The following is a 17,737-nucleotide window of genomic DNA, read 5'->3' on the forward strand; positions in this document are numbered from 1 at the left end:
ATCCGCCCGACCACGAAGACGGTGTGCACGGGTGTTGAGATGTTCCGCAAGCTGCTGGATCAGGGCGAGGCGGGGGATAACATCGGTGCGCTGCTGCGTGGCACGAAGCGTGACGACGTTGAGCGTGGTCAGGTGCTGTGCAAGCCGGGTTCGATCACGCCGCACACGAAGTTCGAGTGTGAGGTGTACATCCTGTCGAAGGATGAGGGTGGTCGCCATACGCCGTTCTTCAATGGCTACCGTCCGCAGTTCTATTTCCGGACCACCGACGTGACGGGTAGCTGTGAGCTGCCGAGCGGCACGGAGATGGTGATGCCTGGCGACAACGTGCAGATGACCGTGACCCTGATCGCGCCGATCGCGATGGAAGACGGCCTGCGCTTCGCCATCCGCGAAGGTGGCCGCACCGTCGGCGCCGGCGTGGTCTCGAAGATTATCGAGTAAGCGACATGGCTAATCAGAAGATTCGAATTCGATTGAAGGCGTTCGACCACCGGCTGATTGACCAGTCGGCCGGCGAAATCGTCGAGACGGCCAAGCGGACCGGCGCCCAGGTGAAGGGGCCCATTCCGCTGCCGACGAAAAAAGAGAAGTTCACGATTCTCATCTCGCCGCACGTGAACAAGGATGCTCGTGACCAGTACGAGATCCGTACTCACAAGCGGCTGATGGATATCATCGATCCGACTGACAAGACGGTCGATGCATTGATGAAGCTGGATCTGGCCGCCGGCGTCGACGTACAGATCAAGCTCTACTAAACGCGTTGCGCGAAATAAGTGGGCCCCGCCGCCCAGCACTGGAGTGGCGCGGGCTCTTTGTCTCTGGAAGAGGTAACGATGGCTATCGGAATCGTCGGTCGTAAACGCGGCATGACGCGGGTATTCACCGAAGAGGGCGTGTCCGTCCCGGTGACCGTGATCGAGGCCACGCCGAACCGGATCACCCAGGTGAAATCGGCGGATGTGGACGGTTACCAGGCCGTGCAAGTCACTATTGGCAGCCGCAAGGCATCCCGTGTTGGCAAGCCGCTGGCCGGGCACTTTGCCAAGGCCGGTGTGGACGCCGGGCGTGGCCTGTGGGAGTTCCGCCTGGGTAATGGTGAGGGCGAGGAACTCGAAGTCGGCGGCGAGCTGAAGGTCGATGCCTTCGAAGCCGGCCAGAAGGTGGATGTGCGCGGCACCAGCAAGGGCAAAGGCTTTGCCGGTACCGTCAAGCGGCATAACTTCCACATGCAGGATGCGACGCACGGTAACTCGCTGTCGCACCGTGCGCCGGGCTCCATCGGCATGGCGCAGACGCCGGGCCGGGTGCTCAAGGGCAAGAAAATGGCCGGACAAATGGGTAACAAGCGCACCACCGTCCAGAACCTGGAAGTGGTCCGCGTGGACGCCGAGCGCAACCTGCTGCTGATTCGCGGCGCGGTGCCGGGTGCCGACGGTTCGGATGTCGTGATCAGCCCCTCCGTGAAGGCCGGCAAGAAGGGGGATAGCTGATGGAACTCGCGATTCAGACAACGGCTGGCGGTGACGCCGGGAAGCTCGAAGTCTCCGAAAAGGCCTTCGGCCGAGAGTTCAACGAGGATCTGGTGCACCAGGTTGTGGTCGCCTACATGGCCGGTGGTCGTGCCGGCACCAAGGCGCAGAAGAACCGGGCCGCGGTGCGCGGTGGTGGTTCCAAGCCTTGGCGCCAGAAGGGCACCGGTCGCGCCCGTGCCGGGACGATTCGTAGCCCGCTGTGGCGCACGGGTGGCAAGACGTTTGCTGCCGTGCCGCGCGACTACAGCCAGAAGGTCAACAAGAAAGCGTACCGCGCAGGCGTTGCCTCGATCTTCTCCGAGCTCGCTCGTCAGGAGCGGCTGGTGGTGCTGGACGCTATAGAGTTGGCGGAATCCAAGACCAAGGCGATGGTGCAGCTTCTCAAGGGCATGGGTGCCGAGCGTGCGCTCATCGTGACCGAAGACGTCAGTGAGAACCTGTACCTGGCGAGCCGTAACCTCCGCCATGTGGAGATTACCGACGTTGCCGGTCTCGATCCGGTCTCGCTGGTTGGTGCCGACAAGGTGCTGATCACCGTGGAAGCCATGAAGAAGGTCGAGGAGTGGCTGGCATGAGTCAGGAACGCATTTTCAAGGTGTTGCTTGCGCCCCACGTCTCGGAGAAAACCGAGCGCTCGGCGGATGGCGCCAACCAGGTCGTCTTCCGCGTGGTGAAGGACGCGAGCAAGCAGGAAATCAAGCGGGCCGTCGAAGAGCTTTTCGATGTGAAGGTTCGCAACGTGCAGACGGTGCTGATGAAGGGCAAGTCCAAGGGCTTTGGCCGGATTCGTGGGCGCCGTTCCGATTGGAAGAAGGCCTACGTGGCCCTCGAGGCTGGCCAGGAAATCGATTTCCTGGGCGGCGAATGACGCACAGCTAAGGCGACGGGCAAGAATCATGGCACTGCTCAAGGCAAAACCGACATCACCGGGCCGCCGCTTCGTTGTTCAGGTTCGTGGAGACGACCTGCACAAGGGCGAGCCTTATGGTCCGCTGGTGGAGAAGAAATCCAAGACGGGCGGCCGCAACAATGCGGGCCGCATCACCACGCGGCATCGTGGCGGCGGCCACAAGCAGCGTTACCGGGTTATCGACTTCAAGCGTGACAAGGAAGGCGTGCCCGGGAAGGTTGAGCGTCTGGAATATGATCCGAACCGCAGCGCCCATATTGCATTGGTGCTTTATGCGGACGGCGAGAGAAGGTATATTATCGCGCCCCGCGGGGTGAAGGCCGGATCTCCAATCCAGGCTGGCGATGACGCACCGATCAAGCCGGGCAATGCATTGCCGATTCGGAACATTCCGCTCGGTACCCAGATTCATTGCATCGAGCTGCGCCCCGGAAAGGGTGCGCAGATCGCCCGTGCCGCCGGCGCCAGCGCCCAGCTCGTTGCCCGCGAGGGCCGCTACGCCACCTTGCGTCTGCGCTCCGGCGAGATGCGCAAGGTCGCGGTGGAATGCAAGGCGACCATCGGCGAGGCCAGTAACCAGGAACATAACCTGCGTTCGCTGGGCAAGGCCGGTGCGAGTCGCTGGCGGGGTGTGCGGCCGACGGTTCGTGGCGTGGTCATGAACCCGGTTGATCACCCGCATGGTGGTGGCGAGGGCCGGACTTCCGGTGGTCGTCATCCCGTATCGCCCTGGGGTATGCCCACCAAGGGCTACAAGACCCGGTCGAACAAGCGGACGGACAAGTTCATTGTGCGCTCCCGCCGGAAGAGTAAACGCAGCTAGAGGTCGTGACCTGTGCCACGTTCAGTTAAGAAGGGACCGTTCGTCGATGCCCACCTGGTCAAGAAGGTGGAGGCAGCTGTGGAGGCCAACTCCAAGCGCCCGATCAAGACCTGGTCGCGTCGCTCGATGATTCTGCCCGACATGGTTGGTCTGACGATAGCCGTCCACAACGGTCGGCAGCATGTGCCGGTGCTGATCAACGAGAACATGGTCGGCCACAAGCTCGGTGAGTTCGCGGCGACGCGGACGTACCGCGGGCATGCGGCCGACAAGAAGTCCAAGAGGTAGGGTGACCGATGGAAGTCGCAGCCAAGTTGAAGTTCTCGCGCATCTCGCCGCAGAAGGTCCGGCTCGTCGCTGACCAGATTCGCGGCAAGTCCGTCGCGAGTGCCCTGCAGTTTCTCGAGTTCAGTCCGAAGAAGGGCGCTGCGGTGTTGAAGAAGGTGCTTGAGTCGGCCATCGCCAATGCCGAGCACAATGAAGGGGCCGATATCGACGAATTGACGGTTTCCACCGTGTTCGTTGACGAGGGTCCGGTCTACAAGCGGATCCAGCCGCGGGCCAAGGGCCGTGCAAACCGGATTCTCAAGCGCACCAGCCACATCACTGTGAAAGTGGCCGAGCAGTAAGCGGGAGCTGAAGATGGGACACAAGATTCACCCGACGGGTTTTCGACTCGGCATCACTGAAGAATGGCGTTCCATGTGGTACGCCGGAAGTGGTGACTATGCCGACTACCTGAACACCGATCTGCAGGTGCGCGACTTCATCAAGAAGAAGCTCTCCCACGCATCGGTGAGCAAGATCCGCATCGAGCGGCCCGCCAAGAATGCCCTGGTGACCATTCATACGGCACGTCCGGGGATGGTGATCGGCAAGAAGGGCGAGGATGTGGAAGCGCTGCGCGCCGCCGTCAGCAAGCGGATGGGCGTGCCGGTGGATATCAACATCGAGGAAGTGCGCAAGCCGGAACTGGACGCGCAGCTCGTTGCCGAGAATGTTGCTCAGCAACTGGAGCGCCGCATCATGTTCCGTCGCGCCATGAAGCGCGCTGTCGGCAACGCCATGCGTATTGGTGCCCAGGGCATCAAGATCCACGTCGCCGGCCGCTTGAATGGTGCCGAGATTGCGCGCAGTGAATGGTATCGCGAGGGTCGTGTGCCCCTGCATACCCTGCGGGCAAACATTGATTACGGTTTCGCCGAAGCGCATACGACCTACGGTGTCATCGGTGTGAAAGTCTGGGTCTTCAAGGGCGAAGTCCTTGAGCCCGAAGTCTTTCAGGCCAGCGACTCCAAGGGCGAGCGCGCCGGCGCTGCGAAATAAGGATCAACAGCCATGTTGCAACCGAAGCGGACAAAATTTCGCAAGCAGCAGAAGGGCCGGAACAAGGGTCTGGCCAACCGTGGCGATCGGGTCAGCTTCGGCGAGTTTGGTATCAAGGCCACGACGCGTGGACCGGTTACTGCTCGTCAGATCGAGGCTGCTCGACGTGCGATCACCCGTCATGTGAAGCGTGGCGGCAAGCTGTGGATTCGCATTTTCCCGGATGTGCCGATTACCGGCAAACCGTTGGAAGTGCGCCAGGGTAAGGGTAAAGGCAACGTGGATCATTGGGCGGCGAAGGTGCAGCCGGGTCGCGTGCTGTACGAGATCGAAGGCGTCTCCGAGGAAGTCGCGCGGGAAGCGTTCCGCCTGGCCTCGGCGAAGCTGCCGGTTCAGACCCGCTTTGTTAGCCGGACGGTGGTGTGATGAAAGCGAGCGAATTGCGAGAAAAGGATCTGCCCGCTCTGAAGGAAGAGTTGCTCGAGCGACGCAAAGAGCAGTTCAACCTTCGCATGCAGGCTGCCACCGGGCAGCTGGCGCGGCCGGACCTGGTAAAGAAGGCGCGTCGTGACGTCGCGAGAATCAAGACGATCATGACCGAGAAGCAGAATGCGGGTGAGCAGGCATGAGTGAAGAATCCAAGGTTGCGCGGACGCAGACCGGGCGCGTTGTGAGCGTAAAGATGGACAAGACCATCACCGTGCGTATCGAGCGGATGGTGAAGCATCCGCTGTATGGCAAGTTCATGCGTCGGTCCACCAAGCTGCACGCCCATGATGAGCAGAACACGTGCCAGGAAGGGGATTGGGTCTCCATTGAAGAGTGCCGACCCCTGTCCAAGTCCAAGACCTGGCGTCTGGTCGAAGTGATCGAGCGCGCGCGGCAGTAAAGCGCCCGACGCCGGTTTCGACGCGAATAACAGAGCGGGTAGTACGCAATGATTCAGATGCAAAGCCTGTTGGATGTGGCCGATAACAGTGGTGCACGCCAAGTGATGTGTATCAAGGTGCTCGGTGGGTCCAAGCGCCGGTACGCGCGGATTGGCGACATCATCAAGGTTAGCGTGAAAGACGCTATACCTCGTGGCCGGGTCAAGAAGGGCGAGGTTTACAATGCGGTGGTGGTGCGTACGCGCCACGGCGTGCGGCGCCCGGATGGTTCGCTGATCCGGTTTGACGGCAACGCCGCCGTGCTGCTCAACAACCAGCATGCGCCCATTGGAACCCGTGTGTTTGGTCCGGTGACACGTGAGCTGCGCACGGAGAAGTTCATGCGCATCATCTCGCTGGCACCGGAAGTTCTCTGAGTCGAGAGGCGACCATGCAGAAGATCAAGAAGGGTGACGAGGTTATCGTCATCGCAGGAAAGGACAAGGGCAAGCGCGGTTCCGTCGTGAACGTGCTGCGTGAGAAGAATCGTGTGGTTGTCGAAAACGTCAACGTGGTGAAGAAACACGTTCGTGGCAACCCCCAGCGCGGTGAGCAAGGCGGCATCCAGGAAATGGAAGCGCCGCTGAATCTCTCGAACGTTGCCCTGTACAACCCGCAGACGAAGAAGGCGGATCGTGTTGGCATCAAGGAAGTTGATGGCAAGCGTGTCCGTTACTTCAAGTCGAACAACGAACTCGTTGACGCGTAAGGTGCGCTCATGGCCAGGCTGCTGGAGCTATACAAGCAAGATGTAATCGGACAGCTGACGGAGCGTTTCGGTTACGAAAACGTCATGCAGGTCCCCCGGATCACCAAGGTCACCCTGAACATGGGTCTTGGTGAAGCCGTTAAAGACAAGAAGATTCTCGACCATGCGACGGCTGACATGGCCGCCGTTGCCGGGCAGAAGCCCATCGTGACCTACAGCCGCAAGTCGATTGCCGGCTTCAAGATTCGCGATGGCTGGCCCATCGGCTGCAAGGTCACGCTGCGTCGTGATCGTATGTGGGAGTTTCTCGACCGTCTCATTAACGTGGCGGCGCCTCGGATTCGTGACTTCCGCGGGTTCAGTGCGAAGTCGTTTGATGGGCGTGGCAATTACAACTTCGGTGTCCGGGAGCAGATCATTTTTCCGGAACTCGAATTCGACAAGGTTGACGCGATTCGCGGCATGGACGTGACCATCACGACCACCGCGCGCACTGATGAGGAAGGGCAGGCGCTGCTTGAAGCGTTCAACTTCCCGCTTCGGAAATAAAAGAGGTCGGTAATGGCTAAGATGTCCATGGTTGCCCGTGAGGTCAAGCGCGCCAAGACGGTTAAGAAGTATGCAGCCAAGCGTGAGGCGCTCAAGGCAATCATCCGCAATCCGGAAAGCACCCCGGAAGAGCGGATGGAGGCGACGGAAAAGCTGCAGAAGCAGCCGCGCGATGCCAGTGCGGCGCGGCAGCGCAACCGTTGCCGGATCACCGGACGGCCGCGGGGCTATTACCGCAAGTTCGGTCTGGGCCGAAACAAGCTGCGTGAAGCCGCGATGAAGGGTATGATCCCCGGCCTCACCAAATCCAGCTGGTAAGACAGAGCGTACAGGACAAAGCCATGAGCATGACCGATCCCATAGCGGACCTGCTGACCCGTATACGTAACGCCCAGTCGGCAGGCAAGGCCGAAGTCTCGATTCCTTCTTCCAAGGCGAAGCAGGCGTTGGTTGCCGTGCTCAAGGAAGAAGGCTACGTCGAGGACTTCCGCGTTGAGGGCGAAGAGAAAAAGCCCGTCCTGGTCGTGCGTTTGCGCTACTTCCAGGGTAGGCCGGTCATCGAGCGGCTGAATCGTATCAGCCGCCCGGGCCTGCGTATCTACAAGGACACCGCATCACTGCCGAAGGTCAATGGCGGTCTGGGTGTTGCCATCGTGTCCACCTCGAAGGGTGTGATGACTGATCGCGCTGCACGGGCTGCCGGTATCGGCGGTGAAGTGCTGTGCGAAGTCTTCTAACAGGATTTTCGTCATGTCCCGAGTCGCGAAGAAACCGATCAAGATTCCGTCCGGCATCGAAGTAAAGCTCGATGGACAGGCGGTGACCGTGAAGGGTCCGAAGGGCCAGCTTGGCTTCGATATCCACCCCAACGTACAGGTGGTGGAAGAAGACGGTGAGCTGCGTTGTTCCGCCCGTGGCCCGAAGCAGGGCGACATCGCCCTGGCTGGCACCATGCGGGCGTTGCTCAATAATATGGTGGATGGCGTATCGCAAGGCTTCGAGAAGAAGCTAGAGTTGCGGGGCGTCGGCTACCGTGCACAGGCGCAGGGCAAGGTGCTGAATCTCACCCTTGGGTTCTCGCATCCGGTCGCTCACGCCGTGCCTGACGGGATCACCGTAGAGACCCCGAGCCAGACGGAAGTGCTGGTGAAAGGGATCGATAAACAGTTGGTTGGCGAAGTGGCCGCGCAGATTCGCGCCTATCGTCCGCCTGAGCCCTATAAGGGCAAGGGTGTACGGTACGCGGACGAGCGTGTAGTCATGAAGGAAGCCAAGAAGAAGTAGCGGGTAGAGGCTTATGAACAAGAAGTCAGCACGTATGCGTCGCGCCCGTCGCGCCCGTATGAAGATCCGCGAGCTGGGCAGTGTCCGGCTGACGGTTCACCGGACGCCTCGGCACATTTATGCGCAGATCACGGAAGCGGATGGCAGCCGTACGCTGGCGCAGGCCAGCACCCTCGACAAAGAGCTGCGTAGCAAGCTCCAGGGGACGGGCAATGCCGGTGCCGCTGTGGAAGTCGGCAAACTGATTGCCGCCCGCGCCAAGGAAGCCGGCATTGAGAGCGTCGCGTTTGACCGTGCCGGTTATCAGTACCACGGCCGGATTCAGGCGCTGGCGGATGCCGCGCGAGAAGGCGGACTGCAGTTTTAATCTGAGGCGAGCAGACTCATGGCAATGAATGACAGCAACAGCGATGGCCTCCAGGAAAAGCTGATCACCGTCAATCGTGTGGCGAAGGTGGTCAAGGGTGGTCGTCAGTTTGGCTTTACTGCACTCACCGTCGTCGGCGACGGCCAGGGGCGCGTGGGCTTCGGCTACGGCAAGGCCCGCGAAGTGCCCGCCGCCATCCAGAAGGCGATGGAAAAGGCTCGCAACAGCATGGTCAGCGTCAAGCTGCAGGGCAACACGCTGCAGTACCCGCTGACTGCTGAACACGGCGCCAGCAAGGTGTTCATGCAGCCCGCTTCGGAAGGTACCGGAATCATCGCCGGTGGCGCGATGCGCGCCGTCTTCGAGGTGCTGGGTGTCCACGATGTGCTCGCCAAGAGCATCGGCTCGCGTAACCCCATCAACGTGGTGCGCGCGACGATCCGGGGCCTGAGCGACATGCGCTCGCCGGAAGATGTGGCTGCCAAGCGCGGTAAGCGCGCCGAAGAGATCGTGGGTTAAGCCATGAGTAAACAGAAACAGTTGAAAGTAACACTGACCCGTAGCATGCATGGTCGACTGGCAAGCCATAAGGCTTGCGTGTCAGGCCTTGGGCTGCGGCGGATGCACCAGAGCGTGACCGTGATCGATACCCCGGAGAATCGGGGCATGATCAACAAGGTCTCCTATATGCTCGCGGTAGAGGAAGTTTGAAATCATGCGCCTGAATCTGCTGAAGCCTAGTGAACGCAGTCGGCCCGAGCGTAAGCGCGTTGGCCGCGGGTCCGGTTCCGGTCTCGGCAAGACGGCTGGTCGCGGGCACAAGGGTCAGAAATCCCGTTCCGGCGGTTTCCACAAGGTCGGCTTCGAGGGCGGTCAGATGCCCTTGCAGCGTCGCGTGCCGAAGGTCGGTTTCAAGTCCCGCAAGTCCATCGTCAGCGCTGAAGTTCGTCTCTCGGAGCTTGCCAAGGTCGACGGCGACGTGGTGGACCTCGATTCGCTGAAAGCGGCCGACATCATCCCGAGCCAGGCCCGCTACGCGAAGATCATGCTCTCCGGTACGGTAGAGCGCGCCGTCACCGTGCGTGCTGGTGTTCGCGTGAGCAAGGGTGCACGCGCTGCCATCGAGCAAGCTGGTGGCAAGATTGAGGAATAACACCGCGAGGGTGGTCTAGCTTATGTCGTCGCTCGGGGGTCTCGCGAAACTCACGGAAGTCAGGCAGCGCCTGCTTTTCGTGTTGGTGGCGCTGATCATTTTCCGCATTGGCACACACATCACCATTCCGGGTGTCAATGCCGACGCGATGGCCGACCTGTTCAGTCAGGATCAGGGCATCCTGGACATGTTCAACATGTTCTCTGGTGGTGCGCTTGAGCGGTTGAGCATCTTCGCGATCGGGATCATGCCGTACATTTCGGCGGCGATCATCATGCAGCTCCTGACGGCCGTGGTGCCGACACTTGAGCGGCTGAAGAAGGAAGGCGAAGCCGGACGGCGGAAGATCACGCAGTACACCCGGTACGGCGCTCTTGGCCTCGCTCTTGTGCAGGGTATCGGTGTCAGTGTGGCATTGCAGCGGCAGGGCCTGACGCTGAACCCGGCAGCCGATTTTGACTGGGCATTTACATTTACGGCGACCGTGACACTTGCCACGGGCACCATGTTCCTCATGTGGCTGGGCGAGCAGATCACCGAGCGCGGTATTGGCAACGGTATCTCGATCATTATCTTCGCCGGCATCGTGGCCGGGCTGCCCAGCGCCATTGGCGGCACTCTGGAACTCAACCGTCAGGGTGAGCTCGGTACCCTGCTGGTGATTGCGCTCTTTGCGGGCGTGTTGGCAGTGACTGCATTTGTCGTCTTCGTGGAGCGCGGGCAGCGCCGTATTACGGTGAATTACGCCAAGCGCCAGCAAGGGCGCAAGATGTTTGCTGCGCAGAGCACTCACCTGCCGCTGAAGCTCAACATGGCCGGTGTGATTCCGCCCATCTTCGCTTCGAGCATCATCCTGTTCCCGGCCACCATGGGTACCTGGGTGGGTGATCCGGAGACGGGTGGTTTCATGACGCAGCTGGCGAACACGCTGCGTCCGGGGCAGCCCTTGTATGTGCTCTTTTATGCGCTGGCGATCGTGTTTTTCTGCTTTTTCTACACAGCGCTGGTTTTCAATGCCCGGGACACGGCAGACAACCTGAAGAAGTCTGGCGCCTTTATCCCGGGTATTCGTCCGGGGCAGCAGACGGCCAAGTACATTGATGGCGTCATGACCCGGTTGACGGCTGTTGGTGCGATTTACATCACCGCCGTGTGTTTATTGCCGGAGTTCTTGATTCTGGCCTGGAACGTGCCGTTTTACTTCGGTGGTACGTCTCTGCTGATCATCGTGATCGTGGTGATGGATTTCATGTCCCAGTTGCAGTCGCACCTGGTATCCCATCAGTACGAGCCGTTGATGAAGAAGGCCAACCTCAAGACCTGGGGGCGCAGCGGGGTACCTCGCTAGCCGGTTTGGCGCGATCGCTTATTGGTGGGTGCGTCGGCCGGCAGACTTTGCTACCATACCGCGCCCCTGACAGCGCTTGATATTCGCCGGGGAGGCACATGTGGCTTCCCCGTCGCTGATTTGTTATCGGAGAACGAAGATGAAAGTACGCGCTTCGGTGAAAAAGATCTGCCGAAACTGCAAGATCATTCGGCGTGGCGGCGTGGTGCGTGTGATTTGCACCGACGCACGGCACAAGCAGCGTCAGGGTTGATCTGTAGTTATCCGATTCTGGTCGGATCTTGAACGGTAAATCATTGTTTAGCTAATATTGCGGGTTTTTCCGCTCAGCTTGGGAGATGTATTCATGGCGCGTATTGCAGGCGTCAACGTACCGGACCATAAGCACACAGTCATTGCCCTGACGGCGATCTACGGCATTGGCCGCGCAATCGCGGGGAAGATCTGTGAAGCCACCGGTATCGCCCCGCACCGCAAGGTCTCCGAGCTCGATGAGCAGGAACTTGAGACATTGCGTAACGAGGTGGGCAAGCACCTGGTCGAAGGTGATTTGCGCCGCAAGGTCGCAATGGATATCAAGCGCCTTACGGATCTTGGCAGCTACCGGGGTATCCGCCATCGTCGCGGCTTGCCTGTTCGCGGTCAGCAGACCCGGACCAACGCCCGTACCCGTAAGGGTCCGCGGCGTGCCGTACGCAAGTAAGACTTAGGACGGCAGCGCTGGGCTGCGTTTCGGATCGCGTTTCAACAAGATTGGGAATATCGCTATGGCGAAGAGTCCGACCCGCACGCGGAAGCGTGTGAACAAAACAGTTGTTGATGGAATTGCGCATATCAATGCCACCTTCAACAACACCATGATCATGATCACCGACCGCCAGGGTAATGCGTTGTCCTGGGCGAGTTCCGGTGGCAGTGGTTTCCGTGGCTCCCGGAAGAGCACGCCGTTTGCCGCGCAGGTCGCGTCGGACCGTGCCTGTCAGGCCGCGAAGGAGTACGGGCTCAAGAATCTTGAAGTTCGCGTGAAGGGGCCGGGGCCGGGGCGTGAGTCCGCGGTGCGTGCGCTGAACAATGCGGGCCTGAAGATCACGAACATCTCGGACGTGACGCCGATTCCCCATAACGGGTGTCGTCCGCCCAAAAAGCGCCGCGTCTGACGGATTGGAGTTCTAGCATGGCAAGGTATATCGGACCCAAGTGCAAGCTCGCCCGCCGTGAAGGGACGGATCTGTTCCTCAAGAGCGGTATGCGGCCTCTTGAAAGCAAGTGCAAGCTCGACACGCCGCCGGGGCAGCATGGCCAGCGCCGGACCCGCGTGTCCGACTACGGGCTGCAGTTGCGCGAAAAGCAGAAGTTGCGCCGTATCTACGGCGTGCTTGAGCGGCAGTTCCGCAATTATTACAAGGCCGCCGCCAAGCTCAAGGGCTCGACCGGTGAGAACCTCCTGCAACTGCTCGAAGCACGTCTGGACAACGTCGTGTGGCGCATGGGCCTGGGTACAACCCGCGCCGAGGCGCGGCAGCTTGTTTCCCATCGGGCAGTGCTGGTCAATGGTCAGACGGTGAACATCCCGTCCTACCAGGTACGTCCCGGTGACGTGATCACCGTGCGGGAGAAGGCTCGCAACCAGGCGCGCATCCAGGGTGCCATGGAGCTTGCCCAGCAGAACGGCTTCGTCGATTGGGTCGAAGTTGACACCAAGAAGTTCGAGGGCACCTTCAAGGCACTGCCGGAGCGTTCCGATCTCTCCGCGGAAATTAACGAGCACCTCGTGGTCGAGCTTTACTCGAAGTAAGAGTCCGACGCGATTCACCCCAGAGGACGTTCGAATGCAGGCTCAGTTCAAAGATTTTCTCAAGCCGCGGGTCGTGGATGTCAGCGCGCAGGATGCACGTCGCGCGCGCATCACTGTCGAGCCGCTGGAACGTGGCTTCGGCCATACGCTGGGTAACGCCCTGCGCCGTATCCTTCTGTCCTCCATGCCCGGCTACGCCGTGGTCGAGGCGGAAATCGACAATGTGCTTCACGAGTACACTGCCGTAGAGGGCGTGCAGGAAGATGTGGTCGATATTCTTCTGAACCTCAAGCAGCTTGCGGTGCGTCTGCACGGCAAGGATGAGGTCACCTTGAAGCTGTCCAAGAAGGGGCCCGGTGTGGTCACGGCAGCGGATATCGAGGTTGATCACTCTGTTGAGATCAAGAACCCGGATCTCGTGATTGCCCACCTGACCAAGAGCGGTGAGCTGAGCATGCGGCTGCGCGTGGTCAAGGGGCGTGGTTACGAAGCAGTGACCCAGCGTGATCAGGAAGAGGAGCGGCCAATAGGTCGGCTGCAACTCGATGCCAGCTACAGCCCGGTGCGGCGTGTTGCCTACGCGGTGGAAAGTGCCCGTGTCGAGCAGCGCACCGACCTGGACAAGCTGGTGCTGGATATCGAGACCAACGGTGTCATCGAGCCTGAAGAGGCGCTGCGCTTTGCCGCGGGCCTGCTACAGGATCAGTTCAGCGTTTTTGTCTCGCTTGAGGGTGGAGATGAGTTCTCCGAGCCCGACATGCGTGAGCCTGAAGTGGATCCCGTGCTGCTGCGGCCCATTGACGACCTGGAACTCACCGTGCGTTCGGCGAACTGCCTGAAGGCGGAGAGCATTCACTATGTGGGCGACCTGGTACAGCGTACCGAGGTCGAGCTGCTCAAGACGCCGAATCTGGGTAAGAAATCGCTTACCGAGATCAAGGAAGTGCTTGCGTCCCACGGCCTGTCGCTGGGTATGCGTCTTGATGAGTGGCCGCCCGCCGCGCTGGGCGAGAGAGAACACATCGCCGGCTAGACCACGGGTCTACCCGGCTCATTGATGGAAAGGTAATCGACCATGCGTCACCGTAAATCCGGACGTAAACTCAATCGGAACAGCACGCATCGCGAAGCGATGTTCCGTAACATGGCTGCGTCGTTGTTCACCCATGAGGCGATCAAGACGACCCTGCCCAAGGCGAAGGAACTGCGCCGGGTTGCCGAGCCGATGATCACCATGGCCAAGGAAGACAACGTCGCGCGTCGACGTATTGTCTTCTCCCGGCTGCGGGACAAGTCGGCCCTCGGTAAGCTGTTCAACGAACTCGGGCCGCGCTATCAGGACCGCCCCGGCGGTTACCTGCGGATTCTCAAGTGCGGGTTCCGCGCCGGCGACAATGCCCCCATGGCGTACGTCGAACTGGTGGATCGCCCGGAGGTCGAGCCGGAAGAACTGACGGCGACGCCCGCCGAACAGGCGGAATCCAAGCCGGAAGAGACGCCGGAAGTGGAAACCCCCGAGCAGACCGAGGAAGCCCCCGCCAAGCAGTAACGGTGGGCGGACGTTTCCGCGGAGAACCGGGCCCTTGCGGCCCGGTTTTTTGTTGTGGGGTCTGCGTTGTTGTGGTGCGTTACGCGCTGCGCGCTAACACACCCTCCATGAGTGAGCGGGGAACCGCGGTCCGGTACGCCGCTCATGGACACGCCGTAAACCCGTCCCTGGGGGCTCGACAGCGACATCCCTGTCGCTGACGGTCCATGAGCGGCGCACCGGACCGCGGTTTGTGCCTGTGGCCTTGGGGGCAATACCACCGCGGTTGTGGTGCGTTACGGCCTTCGGCCTAACACACCCTACGTTTGGCCGTGCCCGCTGTAGGGTGTGTTAGCGCGCAGCGCGTAACGCACCATGTCGGCGCTAGGGGCGGCCCCTGTAAAGTCCCCGCCGCCGATAACCCTGTTAGCATGCACCCCATTCCCCGCATTCGGAGCGACGCATGATGATCGCCCTGTTCACGGATTTCGGTTTGCGCGGCCCGTACGTTGGCCAGATGAAGGCACGCCTTTTCTCCTCGGGGTTCGCCGGCCCGGTGGTGGATTTGCTCCACGACGGGCCAGCCATGGATCCCCGTGCGGCGGCTTATCTACTGGAGCCATTCAGCCGTTACCTGCCTGAAGGCGCGGTGGTGTTGGCGGTGGTGGACCCTGGCGTTGGCACGGAAGCCCGGGACGGCTGCGTGATTCGTGCCGATGGGCGATGGTTCGTGGGCCCGGACAACGGTTTGTTCGAGTTCGTGCAGCGCCGGGCCGCCGAGGTCGAGCGCTGGCCGCTGCCCGCGGCTCCTGAGGGCGCCAGCCCCACATTCCATGGCAGGGATGTCTTCGCCGATATTGCCGCCGCTGTTGCGATCGGCACGTGGCGATCGGAGCAGGCTGCGGCTGGCGGTCCGCGCTTCCCCGACTGGGGAGACGACACGCCTTACGTGCTCTACATTGATGACTATGGTAATGCCATGACCGGCATTCGCGGTGAGGCACTGGCTGACACGGCGATTCTGCAGGCGGGGGAGCACCGCCTTGTTCATGCGACAACGTTCGGCCGCATGCCTGCCGGCGCCGGTTTCTGGCACCGCAATTCGTCGGGACTCGTTGAGGTGTCGGTCAATCTCGGACACGCCGCCCACACGTTTGATCTGGCCCCCGGCAGCCTAGTCCGTCTCCTCCGCCCCTGATTCAGGAGTACCCATGAAGATCAGTATCGATGTCGACGCCACACCGGAAGAGCTGCGCCGCTTTATCGGTTTGCCGGATCTCCAACCCCTGCAGGATGAATTGCTCAATTCGATTCGCGAGCGCATGCATGCCGGGCAGGAGGGCTATGATCCCGTGACGCTGATGAAGCCCTTTCTTCCGGGCGCTCACCAGAACATGGAGGCATTTCAGAAGCTGTTCTGGGATGCATTTCGGCAACAGGGTGATGCGATGAAGAGCCCGGGCGGGAAGCAGGGCGGCAAGAAGTAGATCGATCGGGCCTGGCGTCGGCGGGTCTTCCTGTCCGGACAATGCCCGGTTGTCGCCGGTCTGATACAATACGGCCGCCTAATGTCGCTGCACCGCAGCATTCGCGAGATTGCGGTGCGCGCACACGGTTTCACCCGGAGCGCGACTCCGGGACAACCCACAAGGGAGAGTAACGATGAAAGCACCTGTACGCGTAGCAGTCACGGGGGCCGCCGGGCAGATTGGCTACAGCCTGCTGTTCCGCATTGCTTCGGGCGATATGCTGGGCAAGGACCAGCCGGTCATTCTTCAGCTACTGGAGATTACCCCCGCCCTGGAGGCAGTGGGTGGCGTGGTCATGGAACTGGAGGATTGCGCCTTCCCGCTCCTGGCAGGTGTGACCATCAGTGACAAGGCGGAAGAGGCCTTCAAGGACGCGGACTACGCCATGCTGGTTGGCGCGCGGCCACGTGGCCCCGGCATGGAGCGCAAGGATCTGCTGGAAGCCAATGCGGCGATCTTCTCCGCTCAGGGCAAGGCGCTGAATGATGCAGCCAGCAGGGATGTGCGGGTTCTGGTGGTCGGCAACCCTGCCAACACCAATGCCCTGATCGCGCAGAAGAACGCCCCGGATATCAATCCCGGTCAGTTCACCGCCATGACCCGGCTGGATCACAACCGCGCCCTGGCCCAGCTTGCCGGCAAGGTTGGCGTGCACACCACGGACATCACGCGCATGACCATCTGGGGCAACCATTCCGCCACCCAGTACCCGGATATCAGCCACACCCTTATCAAGGGTGAGGCTGCCGCCGGAAAGGTTGATCGCGGCTGGTACGAGAATGAGTTCATCTCCACCGTGCAGCAGCGTGGTGCGGCGATCATCAAGGCTCGTGGTGCCTCCAGCGCGGCATCCGCTGCCAGCTCTGCAATCGACCATATGCGCACCTGGGCGCTGGGCACCGCTGACGGCGACTGGACCAGCATGGGGATTCCCTCGGATGGCAGCTACGGCATCACCGAGGGTCTGATCTATTCATTTCCCGTGACGTGCAAGAACGGTCAGTACGAGATCGTGCAGGGGCTGGAGGTTGATAGCTTCAGCCGCGAGAAGATGCAGGCGACGGAGAACGAGCTGGTCGGAGAACGCGACGCGGTGAAGCACCTGTTGCCTTGAGGGGAATCAGTCTCCATGCGATTCGGCGCCGGCCATGATCCGGCGCCGTTGCGGTGCGTTACGCGCTAAGCGCTAACGCACCCTACAGTCGGCCGTGCCTGACCGAGGCCCCGCGTAGGGTGTGTTAGCGCGAAGCGCGTAACGCACCATAACCAACCCCCGGCATCGCAGAAATCCCTCACTTGGTACCAAACATCCGGTCGCCGGCGTCGCCGAGGCCGGGCACGATGTAGGCCTTTTCGTTCAGGCCATCGTCAATGGCGGCGGTGTAAATCGGCACGTCCGGGTGCGCTTCATGGAAGGACGCAATGCCCTCGGGGGCGGCCAGCAGGCACACAAAGCGAATATGCACCGCACCGGCCTCCTTGAGCCGGGCGACGGCGGCCGCGGCGGAGTGTCCAGTGGCGAGCATGGGATCCACCACGATCACTTCTCGCTCGTCCAGGTGCGAGGGCACCTTGAAGTAGTATTCCACTGCCTCGAGTGTATCCGGGTCGCGATACAGGCCCACATGTCCTACCCGGGCCGATGGCACTAGGTCGAGCATGCCCTCCAGCAGGCCGTTACCCGCCCGCAAGACCGACACGAAGCAGAGCTTTTTGCCGTCCAGCGTGGGTGCGTCCATGGGCTGCAATGGGGTCTCGATGCGGGTGCTGGTCAAACGCAGGTCGCGGGTGACCTCATAGCAGAGCAGCAGGGCGATCTCCCGCAGGATGCCGCGAAACTTGGAGGTCGAGGTGGACTTCTTTCGCAGCACTGTGAGCTTGTGCTGCACCAGCGGGTGGTCGATCACGTGGGTCACGGCGGCCATGCCTTTCTCCAGCAATAGAGGTGT

The 17,737-nt window shown here is 61.1% G+C and carries 33 protein-coding genes; 32 read left to right on the top strand and 1 reads right to left on the bottom strand.

Going from position 1 to position 17,737, the window contains the following annotated elements:
* The 32 genes from J2T57_RS18320 to J2T57_RS18475 all read left to right on the top strand — a co-directional run.
* Positions 1-444 (top strand): EF-Tu C-terminal domain-related protein (locus tag J2T57_RS18320; RefSeq protein ID WP_366519128.1); only part of this gene is annotated, 444 nt, incomplete at its 5' end.
* A gap of 5 nt (positions 445-449) precedes the next feature.
* The gene (gene rpsJ, locus J2T57_RS18325; protein ID WP_253483055.1) at positions 450-761 is read left to right on the top strand and encodes a 30S ribosomal protein S10; all 312 of its coding nucleotides are present in this window, start codon (positions 450-452) and stop codon (positions 759-761) included.
* 78 nt (positions 762-839) lie between these two features.
* Positions 840-1,496, top strand: coding sequence for a 50S ribosomal protein L3 (gene rplC / locus J2T57_RS18330; protein ID WP_253483058.1), 657 nt, complete (start codon positions 840-842; stop codon positions 1,494-1,496).
* Positions 1,496-2,113: a 50S ribosomal protein L4 gene (gene rplD, locus J2T57_RS18335; protein WP_253483069.1), complete on the top strand. Its 618-nt coding sequence runs from the start codon at positions 1,496-1,498 to the stop codon at positions 2,111-2,113. The genes rplC and rplD overlap by 1 nt, the downstream gene beginning before the upstream one ends.
* The gene (rplW, locus tag J2T57_RS18340; protein ID WP_253483072.1) at positions 2,110-2,406 is read left to right on the top strand and encodes a 50S ribosomal protein L23; all 297 of its coding nucleotides are present in this window, start codon (positions 2,110-2,112) and stop codon (positions 2,404-2,406) included. The genes rplD and rplW overlap by 4 nt, the downstream gene beginning before the upstream one ends.
* Positions 2,407-2,434: 28 nt before the next feature.
* Positions 2,435-3,271 carry a 50S ribosomal protein L2 gene (gene rplB, locus J2T57_RS18345; RefSeq protein WP_253483080.1) on the top strand — a complete coding sequence of 279 codons (837 nt, stop codon included), beginning with the start codon at positions 2,435-2,437 and terminating at the stop codon, positions 3,269-3,271.
* 12 nt (positions 3,272-3,283) lie between these two features.
* Positions 3,284-3,559, top strand: coding sequence for a 30S ribosomal protein S19 (rpsS, locus tag J2T57_RS18350; protein WP_253483083.1), 276 nt, complete (start codon positions 3,284-3,286; stop codon positions 3,557-3,559).
* Between the two features lie 8 nt (positions 3,560-3,567).
* The gene (rplV, locus tag J2T57_RS18355) at positions 3,568-3,900 is read left to right on the top strand and encodes a 50S ribosomal protein L22 (protein WP_253483086.1); all 333 of its coding nucleotides are present in this window, start codon (positions 3,568-3,570) and stop codon (positions 3,898-3,900) included.
* A 13-nt stretch (positions 3,901-3,913) separates the two neighbouring features.
* Entirely contained in the window at positions 3,914-4,597 is a 684-nt protein-coding gene (gene rpsC / locus J2T57_RS18360; RefSeq protein WP_253483089.1) for a 30S ribosomal protein S3, read from the top strand.
* 12 nt (positions 4,598-4,609) lie between these two features.
* Positions 4,610-5,023: a 50S ribosomal protein L16 gene (gene rplP, locus J2T57_RS18365; RefSeq protein WP_253483092.1), complete on the top strand. Its 414-nt coding sequence runs from the start codon at positions 4,610-4,612 to the stop codon at positions 5,021-5,023.
* The gene (gene rpmC / locus J2T57_RS18370) at positions 5,023-5,226 is read left to right on the top strand and encodes a 50S ribosomal protein L29 (RefSeq protein ID WP_253483094.1); all 204 of its coding nucleotides are present in this window, start codon (positions 5,023-5,025) and stop codon (positions 5,224-5,226) included. The genes rplP and rpmC overlap by 1 nt, the downstream gene beginning before the upstream one ends.
* Complete coding sequence (gene rpsQ / locus J2T57_RS18375) at positions 5,223-5,486, top strand: 30S ribosomal protein S17 (RefSeq protein WP_253483096.1); 264 nt, start codon at positions 5,223-5,225, stop codon at positions 5,484-5,486. Before rpmC ends, rpsQ begins: the two co-directional genes overlap by 4 nt.
* A gap of 48 nt (positions 5,487-5,534) precedes the next feature.
* On the top strand, positions 5,535-5,903 hold the full coding sequence (gene rplN, locus J2T57_RS18380) for a 50S ribosomal protein L14 (RefSeq protein WP_253483098.1): 369 nt from the start codon (positions 5,535-5,537) through the stop codon (positions 5,901-5,903).
* A 14-nt stretch (positions 5,904-5,917) separates the two neighbouring features.
* Positions 5,918-6,235, top strand: coding sequence for a 50S ribosomal protein L24 (rplX, locus tag J2T57_RS18385; protein WP_253483100.1), 318 nt, complete (start codon positions 5,918-5,920; stop codon positions 6,233-6,235).
* Positions 6,236-6,244: 9 nt separating this feature from the next.
* Complete coding sequence (gene rplE, locus J2T57_RS18390; protein ID WP_253483102.1) at positions 6,245-6,784, top strand: 50S ribosomal protein L5; 540 nt, start codon at positions 6,245-6,247, stop codon at positions 6,782-6,784.
* Between the two features lie 12 nt (positions 6,785-6,796).
* The gene (rpsN, locus tag J2T57_RS18395) at positions 6,797-7,102 is read left to right on the top strand and encodes a 30S ribosomal protein S14 (protein ID WP_253483104.1); all 306 of its coding nucleotides are present in this window, start codon (positions 6,797-6,799) and stop codon (positions 7,100-7,102) included.
* Between the two features lie 23 nt (positions 7,103-7,125).
* Positions 7,126-7,521, top strand: coding sequence for a 30S ribosomal protein S8 (gene rpsH / locus J2T57_RS18400; protein WP_253483108.1), 396 nt, complete (start codon positions 7,126-7,128; stop codon positions 7,519-7,521).
* 13 nt (positions 7,522-7,534) lie between these two features.
* Positions 7,535-8,068: a 50S ribosomal protein L6 gene (gene rplF / locus J2T57_RS18405; protein WP_253483110.1), complete on the top strand. Its 534-nt coding sequence runs from the start codon at positions 7,535-7,537 to the stop codon at positions 8,066-8,068.
* Between the two features lie 13 nt (positions 8,069-8,081).
* Complete coding sequence (gene rplR, locus J2T57_RS18410) at positions 8,082-8,435, top strand: 50S ribosomal protein L18 (protein WP_253483113.1); 354 nt, start codon at positions 8,082-8,084, stop codon at positions 8,433-8,435.
* Between the two features lie 18 nt (positions 8,436-8,453).
* The gene (gene rpsE / locus J2T57_RS18415) at positions 8,454-8,954 is read left to right on the top strand and encodes a 30S ribosomal protein S5 (protein WP_253483123.1); all 501 of its coding nucleotides are present in this window, start codon (positions 8,454-8,456) and stop codon (positions 8,952-8,954) included.
* 3 nt (positions 8,955-8,957) lie between these two features.
* Positions 8,958-9,146 (top strand): 50S ribosomal protein L30, encoded by a 189-nt coding sequence (gene rpmD / locus J2T57_RS18420; protein WP_253483125.1) that lies wholly within the window; start codon positions 8,958-8,960, stop codon positions 9,144-9,146.
* A gap of 4 nt (positions 9,147-9,150) precedes the next feature.
* Positions 9,151-9,588, top strand: a complete 438-nt coding sequence (gene rplO, locus J2T57_RS18425; protein WP_253483127.1) for a 50S ribosomal protein L15 — start codon at positions 9,151-9,153, stop codon at positions 9,586-9,588.
* Between the two features lie 22 nt (positions 9,589-9,610).
* Positions 9,611-10,936 (top strand): preprotein translocase subunit SecY, encoded by a 1,326-nt coding sequence (gene secY / locus J2T57_RS18430; RefSeq protein WP_253483129.1) that lies wholly within the window; start codon positions 9,611-9,613, stop codon positions 10,934-10,936.
* A gap of 139 nt (positions 10,937-11,075) precedes the next feature.
* Positions 11,076-11,189 carry a 50S ribosomal protein L36 gene (gene rpmJ / locus J2T57_RS18435; RefSeq protein WP_253483138.1) on the top strand — a complete coding sequence of 38 codons (114 nt, stop codon included), beginning with the start codon at positions 11,076-11,078 and terminating at the stop codon, positions 11,187-11,189.
* Between the two features lie 93 nt (positions 11,190-11,282).
* Positions 11,283-11,639, top strand: coding sequence for a 30S ribosomal protein S13 (rpsM, locus tag J2T57_RS18440; protein ID WP_253483140.1), 357 nt, complete (start codon positions 11,283-11,285; stop codon positions 11,637-11,639).
* Between the two features lie 64 nt (positions 11,640-11,703).
* Entirely contained in the window at positions 11,704-12,093 is a 390-nt protein-coding gene (gene rpsK / locus J2T57_RS18445) for a 30S ribosomal protein S11 (protein ID WP_253483142.1), read from the top strand.
* Between the two features lie 17 nt (positions 12,094-12,110).
* Entirely contained in the window at positions 12,111-12,731 is a 621-nt protein-coding gene (rpsD, locus tag J2T57_RS18450) for a 30S ribosomal protein S4 (RefSeq protein ID WP_253483157.1), read from the top strand.
* A gap of 34 nt (positions 12,732-12,765) precedes the next feature.
* Positions 12,766-13,764, top strand: a complete 999-nt coding sequence (locus J2T57_RS18455; protein ID WP_253483160.1) for a DNA-directed RNA polymerase subunit alpha — start codon at positions 12,766-12,768, stop codon at positions 13,762-13,764.
* A gap of 42 nt (positions 13,765-13,806) precedes the next feature.
* Entirely contained in the window at positions 13,807-14,280 is a 474-nt protein-coding gene (gene rplQ / locus J2T57_RS18460; protein WP_253483163.1) for a 50S ribosomal protein L17, read from the top strand.
* A 442-nt stretch (positions 14,281-14,722) separates the two neighbouring features.
* A complete protein-coding gene (locus tag J2T57_RS18465) occupies positions 14,723-15,457 on the top strand; it encodes an SAM hydrolase/SAM-dependent halogenase family protein (protein WP_253483167.1) in 735 nt (244 codons plus the stop codon).
* 13 nt (positions 15,458-15,470) lie between these two features.
* Positions 15,471-15,746 (top strand): DUF6489 family protein, encoded by a 276-nt coding sequence (locus tag J2T57_RS18470; protein WP_253483170.1) that lies wholly within the window; start codon positions 15,471-15,473, stop codon positions 15,744-15,746.
* Positions 15,747-15,921: 175 nt separating this feature from the next.
* Entirely contained in the window at positions 15,922-16,902 is a 981-nt protein-coding gene (locus J2T57_RS18475) for a malate dehydrogenase (protein WP_253483173.1), read from the top strand.
* Between the two features lie 178 nt (positions 16,903-17,080).
* Here J2T57_RS18475 and upp read toward each other — a convergent pair whose 3' ends face one another.
* A complete protein-coding gene (upp, locus tag J2T57_RS18480; RefSeq protein WP_253483176.1) occupies positions 17,081-17,713 on the bottom strand; it encodes a uracil phosphoribosyltransferase in 633 nt (210 codons plus the stop codon).
* Positions 17,714-17,737 lie beyond the last annotated feature (24 nt).

Origin of the sequence: Natronocella acetinitrilica (assembly GCF_024170285.1) — a bacterium.
Classification (GTDB): domain Bacteria; phylum Pseudomonadota; class Gammaproteobacteria; order Nitrococcales; family Aquisalimonadaceae; genus Natronocella; species Natronocella acetinitrilica.